At 63.1% G+C, this 9,714-nt stretch carries 12 protein-coding genes; 6 read left to right on the top strand and 6 right to left on the bottom strand.

What is annotated here, in order from left to right:
- Both EOA36_RS17040 and EOA36_RS17035 read left to right on the top strand, forming a co-directional pair.
- On the top strand, nucleotides 1-181 hold a 181-nt coding region (locus EOA36_RS17040), incomplete at its 5' end, for a hypothetical protein (protein ID WP_145969195.1).
- 119 nt (nucleotides 182-300) lie between these two features.
- On the top strand, nucleotides 301-459 hold the full coding sequence (locus EOA36_RS17035; RefSeq protein ID WP_127278628.1) for a DUF3309 family protein: 159 nt from the start codon (nucleotides 301-303) through the stop codon (nucleotides 457-459).
- A gap of 50 nt (nucleotides 460-509) precedes the next feature.
- On the opposite strand, the gene EOA36_RS17030 is transcribed toward EOA36_RS17035, so the two are convergent.
- Nucleotides 510-1,469: an SDR family oxidoreductase gene (locus EOA36_RS17030; RefSeq protein WP_127278627.1), complete on the bottom strand. Its 960-nt coding sequence runs from the start codon at nucleotides 1,467-1,469 to the stop codon at nucleotides 510-512.
- A 95-nt stretch (nucleotides 1,470-1,564) separates the two neighbouring features.
- On the opposite strand from EOA36_RS17030, the gene EOA36_RS17025 reads away from it, so the two are divergent.
- On the top strand, nucleotides 1,565-2,479 hold the full coding sequence (locus EOA36_RS17025; protein ID WP_127278626.1) for a LysR family transcriptional regulator: 915 nt from the start codon (nucleotides 1,565-1,567) through the stop codon (nucleotides 2,477-2,479).
- On the opposite strand, the gene EOA36_RS17020 is transcribed toward EOA36_RS17025, so the two are convergent.
- The 3 genes from EOA36_RS17020 to EOA36_RS17010 all read right to left on the bottom strand — a co-directional run bounded on the left by EOA36_RS17020 (nucleotide 2,437) and on the right by EOA36_RS17010 (nucleotide 4,833).
- Entirely contained in the window at nucleotides 2,437-3,618 is a 1,182-nt protein-coding gene (locus tag EOA36_RS17020) for an MFS transporter (RefSeq protein WP_127278625.1), read from the bottom strand. The genes EOA36_RS17025 and EOA36_RS17020 overlap by 43 nt on opposite strands.
- Nucleotides 3,619-3,715: 97 nt before the next feature.
- The gene (locus EOA36_RS17015) at nucleotides 3,716-4,024 is read right to left on the bottom strand and encodes a DUF1244 domain-containing protein (RefSeq protein WP_127278624.1); all 309 of its coding nucleotides are present in this window, start codon (nucleotides 4,022-4,024) and stop codon (nucleotides 3,716-3,718) included.
- Between the two features lie 11 nt (nucleotides 4,025-4,035).
- The gene (locus EOA36_RS17010; RefSeq protein ID WP_127278623.1) at nucleotides 4,036-4,833 is read right to left on the bottom strand and encodes an N-formylglutamate amidohydrolase; all 798 of its coding nucleotides are present in this window, start codon (nucleotides 4,831-4,833) and stop codon (nucleotides 4,036-4,038) included.
- Nucleotides 4,834-5,120: 287 nt separating this feature from the next.
- On the opposite strand from EOA36_RS17010, the gene EOA36_RS17005 reads away from it, so the two are divergent.
- The 3 genes from EOA36_RS17005 to EOA36_RS16995 all read left to right on the top strand — a co-directional run bounded on the left by EOA36_RS17005 (nucleotide 5,121) and on the right by EOA36_RS16995 (nucleotide 7,950).
- Complete coding sequence (locus EOA36_RS17005) at nucleotides 5,121-5,567, top strand: DUF1036 domain-containing protein (RefSeq protein ID WP_245464385.1); 447 nt, start codon at nucleotides 5,121-5,123, stop codon at nucleotides 5,565-5,567.
- Nucleotides 5,564-6,997: a pyruvate kinase gene (gene pyk / locus EOA36_RS17000; RefSeq protein WP_127278621.1), complete on the top strand. Its 1,434-nt coding sequence runs from the start codon at nucleotides 5,564-5,566 to the stop codon at nucleotides 6,995-6,997. Before EOA36_RS17005 ends, pyk begins: the two co-directional genes overlap by 4 nt.
- Nucleotides 6,998-7,317: 320 nt before the next feature.
- The gene (locus EOA36_RS16995) at nucleotides 7,318-7,950 is read left to right on the top strand and encodes a L,D-transpeptidase (protein ID WP_335930841.1); all 633 of its coding nucleotides are present in this window, start codon (nucleotides 7,318-7,320) and stop codon (nucleotides 7,948-7,950) included.
- Nucleotides 7,951-7,983: 33 nt separating this feature from the next.
- Here EOA36_RS16995 and EOA36_RS16990 read toward each other — a convergent pair whose 3' ends face one another.
- Nucleotides 7,984-8,448, bottom strand: a complete 465-nt coding sequence (locus EOA36_RS16990) for a hypothetical protein (protein WP_127278619.1) — start codon at nucleotides 8,446-8,448, stop codon at nucleotides 7,984-7,986.
- Between the two features lie 42 nt (nucleotides 8,449-8,490).
- Nucleotides 8,491-9,558, bottom strand: coding sequence for an alpha/beta hydrolase (locus EOA36_RS16985; protein ID WP_127278618.1), 1,068 nt, complete (start codon nucleotides 9,556-9,558; stop codon nucleotides 8,491-8,493).
- Nucleotides 9,559-9,714: the final 156 nt, after the last annotated feature.

Here is a 9,714-nt window from a genome sequence, read left to right as displayed (position 1 = left end):
CATCCTGACCCTGGTGGTGACGCCGTCGATGCTGATGGTGTTCACGCGTGCCAAGATCAAGCCCGGCGAGCGGCGCGGTTGGTTCGGCCGCCTGTTCCGGCGTGGCAAGGGCGAGATCTCGTCGGACACGCCGGCAGCAGACGACGTGCCGGCGATCGCCTTCCCGAAAGCTGCGGAGTAGGCAGACTTCCCAATGAACGGCAAAGGCCGCCTGGAACAACCGGGCGGCCTTTTGCATTTTCCCCAAGGGTCAATGCCAAGCATTGTCTTGGAAGCACAACGCAGAGCGGGGAATTTGCCATGCCGATCAGCACCATCCTCATCATCGTCCTGATCCTTGTCCTGATCGGTGCGGTTCCGGCCTGGCCCCACTCGCGCTCCTGGGGATATGGCCCGTCGGGCGTTCTCGGCGTGGTGCTTGTGGTCGTCCTTGTGTTGCTGTTGGTGGGGCGGATCTGAGCGGCCGCTTCGTCCATCGACAGCCGCTGGCGGCTTGGCCGCGACGAGCCTCAGGCAGCTTCCGCGGCGCTATTCACCGTAGCGATCCCGATATCCTCAAGGGCCTCGGCGACCGCTTGATCGAGCGGTGTATGCGGGACCTCGCCGATGATGCTTTCCAGCCGCGTCGAGACCAATTGGTGGGGTTCGAAGCGCAGATAGGACATCGAGACGATCTCACGCCACATCGCCACGAACGGACTGCCGGCGCGCAGCACCCACCAGGGCATCGCCGTCATCTTCAACTGGCGGCCAATGGCTTTCTCGGCGGCGGCTTTGATCTCGAGATCGGTGATGGCGTGGCCTGGAAAATTCAGCGCCTCATAGAAGCCGAGCTTGTCGAGATTGCTGGCCAGCGCGACGAAGCCGACCGCGAAGTCCGGCAGATAGGCCCATTCATGCACAAGGTCGGCCGGACCGGGCGCTGTGTAGATGCCCTTGTTGATCTTGGCGGCAACGACCAGGTCGAACCAGGAGCCGCTGCCGGTACCGCCGAAAAAATCGCCGGCGCGCAGAAGGAGGGTGCGCACGCGGCCCGCCTCGGCCTCACGACGGAACAAATCCTCCATGGCGCAGCGAATGCGGCCTTTTTCAGTGGTCGGGTGGAAGGGGGTGTCTTCCGTGATCACCGCCGGCATGGGCGAGCCGTAATTGTAGACCGTGCCGGGGAAGAGATGCACCGTGCCATTCGCATGGCAGGCGGCCATGACATTTTCGGCCATCGGCAGGCACTTGCCCCAGTCGGTGTAGATCGGGTTCAGCCCGTTGAAGATGATGTCGACGTCCTCGGTGGACCGGATCAGCGATTGACGGTCCAGCGCATCGCCAGCAACCGCGGTGGCGCCTGCGAGCTCTGCCGGCACCTTGCCGGTGCGAGTGACGGTGCGGACGTCGAAGCCGGCGTCGATGAAGGCTTTGGCAACGACGCGGCCGAGCCGGCCATTGGCACCGAGGATTGCGATCTTGGTCATTTCAGGTCTCCGTGTTGGTGTTTGCAGCTCGAATATGATTGCCTCATCTGCGAATGAAAATTGACTAGGAATGGAGTTTTGATATTCATAAATGAATGGATGATATCGATTGGAACCTGATCAAGAGTTTCGTCACCGTGGCGGAAACCGGCAGCCTGTCGGCTGCGGCGCGCAAGCTCTCGGCCAGCCAGCCGACGCTTGGCCGTCATATCGGCGAACTCGAGCAGGCGCTGGGCGTCACCTTGTTCCGGCGCGGACGACGCGGCTATGAACTGACGGAAGCCGGCAGCACCCTGTTCGAACGTGGCAAGGCCGTAAGCGAACAGGCAAGCGCCTTCTCATTACTGGCGCTGGGTTCGGTCGAAGCGATCGAAGGCACGGTGCGGATTGCCGCCAGCGAAGTGGTGGCCGCCTATGTGCTGCCCGGCATGATGACACGGCTCGGCATCGAGGAACCCGGCATCGAGGTCGAGATCGTTGCCTCGAACCAGGTCGAGAACCTGCTGCGCCGGGATGCCGACATCGCCATTCGCATGGTCAAGCCGGCGCAGAACGAACTGATGGCACGCAAGGTCTGCGATATCGCGCTCTGCGCCTGCGCGGCCATCTGCTATCTGGAGAGGCACGGGCGCCCGCTGGAGCCTGCCGATCTCGTCGATCACGCGCTGATCGGCTTCGATCGCAGCGACGAGATGATCCGAGCCTTTTCCCAGTATGGCGCCCCGGTCACCCGAAACAGTTTTCGTTTCAGGGCGGACAATCAGGTCGTGCTCTGGGAAGCCGTGCGGGCGGGAAACGGCATTGGCCTTGGCCAGGAGCCGTTGGCAGACCGCGATCCGCTGGTGGAAAAGCTGTTGCCAGGCCTGCCATTGCCTGCCCTGCCGGTATGGCTGGCCATGCATCGCGACGTGCGCGGCAGCGTGCGTATCCGCCGCGTGGCGGATTTTCTCCACGAGGAACTGAAACGCTATTCGGCGGGCGCGGCATCCGGAGCGAATTCGGCGCGGTGAGCCAATCCGGCCATCAGAAGAACGACGATCAGCAGAGCCGACATGGCGATGAAGATCGGGCCGAAGCTGGAATGTTCGGCGACGAAGCCGATCGCCGACGGCGCCACCAGAATGCCGGAATACCCCATGGTGGTGACGACGCTCATGCCGGTGCCCGACGACATGCCCTCCTGGTTGCCGCCGGCCGAAAAGATGATCGGCACCATGTTGGCGATGCCGAAGCCGCACAGCGCGAAAGCTGATATGGCGAGCCAGGGCGAGGGTGACAGGCCGGCGATCAGCATGCCGGCGGCCGCGACGATGGCCGAGCCGCGCAGTGTCATCACCGCGCCGAAGCGGTTGCGGACGCCATCGCCGAAAAAGCGCATGATCGCCATGACGCCGGAGAAGGCGGCGTAGGCAAGGCCGGCGACGGCGAGGTCGGCGCCGAGTTCCTGCCGCAGATACAGCGCCGCCCAGTCGAGCACCGCGCCCTCGGAAATCATCGTCAGTAGGGCCATCAGGCCGATCAGGTAGACCAATGGGTTTGCCGGCAAAGCGAATTTATGATGCTCGGTCGCCTGCGGTCTGTTTTCGGCCACGATATGGGGCACCGCCGCCGCGATTGCCGCGAAGGCAAGCGCGGTCACCACCGAAGCATGGGCGAGGTGGCCATAAGTCTGGATGGCAAAGCCGCCAAGGGCGCCGCCGGCGAAACCGCCGAGGCTCCAGAAGCCGTGCGAGGAGGACATGATGGCGCGCCCCAGCCGCCGTTCCACCACCACAGCATTGGCATTCATGGCCACGTCCATGCCGCCGATCGAGCCGCCGAAGATGAACATGGCGACGGCCGCCAGCGGCACGTCGGGCGCCAGTGCCACGATCAGAAGGCCGAGGCTGCCGCAGAGACCGAACCAGCGCAGCACGGTGCGCGAGCCATGTTTGGAGATCAGGTGGCCGCACCATGTCATGGCGGTGACCGCGCCGGCGCCGAACAAAAGGATCAGCAGGCCGAGCGTGAATTTCGAGATATCCAGCCGCGTCAGGAACACCGGAATCTGCGGCGCCCAGCTGCCGGTCAGGAAGCCATTGGCGAGGAAAATGGCCGCCACGGCCCAGCGGCCGCGAATGGCAGTCTGCATGGCGTTAGGCGCGTTCATAGGACGATTCCGGTCAAAAATGGCTTTGCGCGGCAAATTAGATCGATTCAATTTTCAGTCAAGCGCACTTTCGAGAAAGCATTTGGGCCAAACGGCCTCAGTGATCCTTGGGACGCCGGGCTTCGAATTCGGCCTTCTTGGCGTCCGAAGCCTCTGTCTGGTTGAGCGCTTGCCACTCGGCATAGGGCATGCCGTAGACGATCTCGCGCGACTGATCCTTGCCGAGGTTGACGCCCTTGGCTTCCGCTGCCTCGCGATACCAATTCGACAGGCAGTTGCGGCAGAAGCCGGCGAGGTTCATCAGGTCGATGTTTTGCACGTCGCTGCGTTCGCGCAAATGCCTCACCAGCCGGCGAAAGGCGGCGGCCTCGAAGTCGCGCTTCTGCTCGTCGCTGAGTTCGGTCATCGAAACCTCCGTCATAGCGGCCCGGTGCGCGAGCCGAACATCTTTACCGCATGTATATCGGGACGGTGGTCGATGGCGTCAACGATCGGCGCCAGCCGTTGGGCCCAGGCGAGGGCGCCCTGCTGGTCCGCTATCAGGTCCTGGCGGATTTCGAGCAGCGCGTGGGCATATCCATTGACGATGGCATGCTTGAACATGGTGTCGCCGCGCAGAGCGCCGTCATACGGTTCGTTGTCGCCAACGATGAGGTTTTTGTCCTCGGCCAGCATGTCGATCAGCGGCCGCGCCACCCGGTCGTCTTTGTCCCACAGGATGCCGACATGCCAGGGGCGTTTGATGCCCTGCATGACCGGTGTGAAGGAATGCACCGAAAAGATGAAGGGCGCCTGCCCCGAAGCCTGAACGACCGAAGCGATCATGGCGCCGACCGCGTCGTGGTAGGGCCGGTAGAAGCGGTCGAGACGCCTCTCGCGTTCTTCCGGCGCCATCGGATAGTTTCCCGGCACGATCGTGCCGTCGTAAAGCTGGCGAATGAGCGTCGGGTCGTCCTCACCGCGATTGGGATCGATCAAGAGCCGCGAGAAATTGGCGATAAGTGCCGGCACGCCAAGCAAGGCGGCCAGTTCGCGCGTCACCGCTTCGACGCCGATGTCATAAGCGATATGGCGGTCGAATTCGGCCGACGGCAGCCCCAGGCTGCCATACTCCTCGGGCAGGTCGCGGCGGGCATGATCAGCCAGCAGCACGATGCTTCGCTTGCGGTCGCCCTCGACGATGTCGAAGGGCGCGAAAACTGTGGATCGGGTCATTGGCGGAAAATGGTCGTTCGCTGGCTTTTGGGGAGGATGCTATCGTCATTCCACGAAGACGACGCGTGCGCAATGCCGTTGTTTGGCCAAGGTTTCCCGGGAAATCTGGCAAGGGGCGACGGATCGTGCGCCGGGAGCCTTCCTAAATCGATTGGAATTGGACAAAACGGCGCGTTGACATGCGCCCGGACTTTTCCGAAAAGGGGCGCAGAGAGATGCTGATGTGGTTCTTGAGGGGTTTTGGAATGGGTTCCGCCGGCAGGCAGCGCATGCGCTCCGGCTTTGCGATGCCGCTCCTGATCCTGACCGGTGGCGTGTCGGCAATGGTCATGGCCTCGCCGGCGCACGCCGATTTCCGCGTCTGCAACGCCACGCAGAACCTGGTCGGTGTCGGCATCGGCTATCGTGCCAAGGCCGGCTGGATCACCGAGGGCTGGTGGCACATCGAAGGATCGAGCTGCAAGACGTTGATCGAAGGGCCGCTGTCATCAAGGTTTTATTATCTTTATGCAGAAGACGCCGAGCGCGGTGGACGCTGGGACGGCCCGATCAACATGTGCGTGGCTGAAAAAGAGTTCAAGATCGCGGGCGTAAGCGACTGCGTCGCCCGAGGCTTCCAGCGCGCTGGATTCCAGGAATATGACACGGGCGAGCAGGCAAGCTGGATGGTCCAGCTCACCGATGAGCCCGCAACGGGAGGCGCCCCAGCCGCCCCGGGAACGAACAGTCAATGAGACGTAGCCGCAAGGTCAAGATCCTAGCCACAATCGGTCCGGCCTCCTCGTCCGAGGAGATGCTGCAGAAGCTGTTCGAAGCCGGTGCGGATGTTTTCCGCATCAATATGAGCCATACCGATCATGAGCTGATGCGCACGCTGGTCGCACGTATCCGGTCCGTCGAGGAAAAAGTCGGCCGGCCGATCGGTATCCTGGCCGACCTGCAAGGTCCGAAGCTGCGCGTCGGCAAGTTCGCCAACGGCAAGGAAGTGCTGACGCTGGGCCAGACCTTCACGCTCGACGACAATCCCGAGCCCGGTACCTCGACCAGGGTTTACCTGCCGCATCCCGAAATCCTGAGTTCGGTCGAGGCTGGCCATCGACTCCTAATCGACGACGGCAAGCTCGAGCTGAAAGCGGTGAAGAGCGACGGCAAGTCGATCGTGTGCACCGTCATTGCCGGCACCACGATTTCCGACAAGAAGGGCGTCAGCCTGCCCGACACCGATCTGCCGGTGGGCGCGCTGACCGAGAAGGACCGCAAGGACCTCGACGCGGTGCTGGCGACCGGCGTCGACTGGGTCGCGCTGTCCTTCGTGCAGCGGCCGGAGGATCTGGCCGAAGCGCGCAAGATCGCGCGCGGCCGGGCGCTGATCATGGCCAAGATCGAAAAGCCGCAGGCTGTCGCCCGACTGGCCGAGATCATCGAACTGTCGGATGCGCTGATGGTTGCCCGCGGCGATCTCGGTGTCGAAATGCCGTTGGAAGCGGTGCCCGGCATCCAGAAGCAGATCACGCGCGCCGCGCGCCGTGCCGGCAAGCCGGTGGTGATCGCCACGCAGATGCTGGAATCGATGATCACCGCCCCGGTGCCGACCCGCGCCGAGGTCTCCGACGTTTCGATCGCCGTCTTCGAAGGCGCCGACGCCATCATGCTGTCGGCGGAATCGGCGGCGGGCGTTTATCCAGTCGAGGCGGTTGCCATGATGAACCGCATCGCCGCCAAGGTCGAAACCGACCCGACCTATGCCGGCATCATCAACGCGCAGCGCTCCGAGCCGGAAGCGACCGGCGCCGACGCCATTTCGCTGGCCGCCCGCGAAATCGCCGAAACGCTGAAACTGTCGGCGATCGTCACCTACACGGCATCAGGCACCACCGGCCTGCGCGCCGCGCGCGAGCGCCCGCAAGTGCCGATCATCGCGCTGTCGCCGATCCTCAATACGGCGCGGCGCCTGTCACTTTTATGGGGCACGCATTGCGTGGTCTCGCCAGACGCCACCGATCTCGACGACATGGTCAACCGCGCCTGCCGCATTGCACTGGAAGAGGAATTCGGCAAGCCGGGCGACCGCGTCATCATCACCGCTGGGGTGCCGCTCAGGACGCCGGGATCGACCAACATGCTGCGCATCGCCTATGTCGGATCGGAAACAGCCGGACGGTAAGCCTTCTCGAGGGAACACCGCGCGAACCGAGGTCACTTTTGGGCGACATGCATTGGCGCAGAGCCCACTGCGGCCGCAGTGCTACAAAAGTCTGGACAATCATCGCCGCCCTTGTCTCGACACAGGGCCGCCGCGATCCACTCTACAAGACGCGGTGAGGCGGCGTTAACAGCCGCTTCGCAACCGCCTGAATTTCCCTTCGCTTGAAAGTATATTGAATGTCATTTGCCGTTTCACGCCGGTCCCTTCTGACCGGGCTTTCGCTTATTGGCGTTTCGACCGTCTCCGCCTGTGCCCAACTGCCCAGGCAATCGATCAGCTTGGCGAGCACGCCTACCCCGGTTCCGCTCGAACCGGCACCGGAAAAGGCGCCCATCGAAGCTGCCGCGCCTGAAACCGTAAGCCCGGCGTCGCCCGACTATGCGGGCATGTACAGCGCGGTCGAAGACGGCGGCCATGCGCTGCCGGCAATCCCGTTCGCCAAGGTCGACGGGCGGTTCCTGAGGCAGAGCGTCGACGATCCGACAGGCGAAAAACCCGGCACGATCGTGGTCAATACGACCGACAAGCACCTTTACTGGGTGCTCGAGGACGGCAAGGCCATGCGCTACGGCGTCGGACTGGGGCGCCAGGGCTATTCCTGGAAGGGCCGCGCGATCGTCCAGCGGAAACGAAAATGGCCGACCTGGACGCCGCCTTCGGCGATGATCCGCAGGGATCCGAAGCTGGAAAAATGGCGCCAGGGCATGCAGCCCGGCATCAGCAACCCGCTCGGGTCGCGTGCGCTCTACATCTTCAAGGACGGCGTCGATACGCTCTACCGGATCCATGGATCGCCGGATTGGAAATCGATCGGCAAATCCGCGTCATCCGGCTGCGTGCGCATGTTCAATCAGGACGTCATGGACCTCTACGATCGGGTTCCCGGCAAGACGCCGCTGCTTGTTATCTAGCGGCTGGCGACGCCTGCCTAACACCTGATGGCCTCATACCGTCGCGGCTCCGAGCGCCCTTGCCGCGGCTTCCGCGTGATTTCTTGCCTGGAGAAACCGGCGCGCGCGAGGAATAGGATCGTACAGATACTGATCCGGGCCCAGTATCTTTCGCCGGTTGAGTTCGGTCGTATCGAGCAGATCGAAATCGACCCGCGCGATGGTGCAATGCCATCCGGTGTGGCGCGAAGCCCAGCCTCTCGCATGGTGTTCGAGCAACCGCTCTCGAGCGCAATAGCCGTGGTAGTCGAAAGCGATCACGCCGTTCGTCACGTAGATATGGTTTCCGGAAAAGCCTTCGCCGGGAATGATACGTTCGCCGTAAAATCCCTCCAGAGGCGGATGCTTGAGAAAGGTGCCGGCGAGAATGGCGCACGCGCCGTGACCGAAGAAGATGCGATCCGGCAGTGCCCATCGCTTTTCGGGATTTTTCTTTATGCCGTGTTTCAGGACATACATGCCGCTCTGTTCCCAATAGCGTCTTGCGATAGCTTCGGATTGTCAGGTCGGGGCGAGCTCGGCCCGTGGCTCCTTGATGTCGGCGCATTTGCCCACGCCATAGGCATCGTCGGCAATCCGGGCTTCCACCGTCGTGGCGATTGCTTCCAGGTCGATAGCCTTGCCGGCAACCTTCTCGATGGCGCCGACGACGAGGTCGGAGGCGATCCAGTCCGGCTTGTGGCCAAGATTTTGCACCCAGACCAGCTCGGCGCCTGATATGTCGCGCACTAGGCCGACGGAGTGAATGCGGGCATAGACCACCTTGTCGCGATCGCCGGAGATGACCACGGTCGGCGCCGTTATCACTTTGTAATGCGGTGCCGCGCCAAGCGCATACCGATAGAGCCCGGCGACGTCGGTGGCATTGGCGCGGAAGGCCGACGGCCGCAGCACCAGCGGGATCGCGGCTGAGGCGAGGTAATTTTCCGGCACTTTGTTGGGCGAGAAGACGCAGGTCGTGGCGTCCGCCATCTGCAGCGTTCCCGCAGGATAGCTCAGGGTCTCGGAGAACAGCCGGCCGATCACCGGAATGATGGTCAGGTCGTAGTACCAGGACGTCGCGCCGCCCGGCCAGGGATGGCTCGCCGGCGCCAGGAAGACAAGGCCGAGCGTCTTGTCGGCATGCTCGCGGCCGAAGGCCGCCGTCACCACGCCGCCGAAGGAATGGCCGACAATGATGGCCCGCTTGATGCCGAGACGGTCCATCAGCGCGGCGATGGTGTTGGCCTGTGCCGACGGATTTTCATTGTTGCCGGGGCCGCGTCCCGACCAGCCGGCTCCCGGCCGGTCGAAAAACAGCATTTCGGCACGGCCTTCGAGCAGCGGCCTGAGCGGCAGCATCTGGTCTTTCAAATTGGCGCTGGCGCCGTGAATGAAGACGATCGGTGGCAGATCCGCACCAACTGACGCGGGAACGTGGACATAGTGGATACGGGCACCGCCAATGTCGACGAACGCGCCGACCGGCGGACCGCGGCGCTCGATCAGCCATGAGCCGACGCGAGTGACGCCGACAAGGGCAAGGACGAGTGCGAAAAGGAAGGCGAGCGCGGCGTAGATCAGGTTCATGGGGGATATACGGGAAGGGAGGTTGATAAGTTGTAGGGCGGCAGTAGGGAAGCTCAAGCGCCTAATGCCTATTGCCTAGTCTATCAAATTCCCTCGCCGGCAAGCTCTTCCGACAGGGTCGCGACCTGGTTCTGGGCGCTGCGCATCATGGGATAG

The sequence above is a fragment of the Mesorhizobium sp. M8A.F.Ca.ET.021.01.1.1 genome (genome assembly GCF_003998025.1).
Taxonomy (GTDB): Bacteria; Pseudomonadota; Alphaproteobacteria; order Rhizobiales; family Rhizobiaceae; genus Mesorhizobium.
Note: the sequence above shows the minus strand (reverse complement) of the source record. Positions and strands in the feature narration are given on the sequence as shown.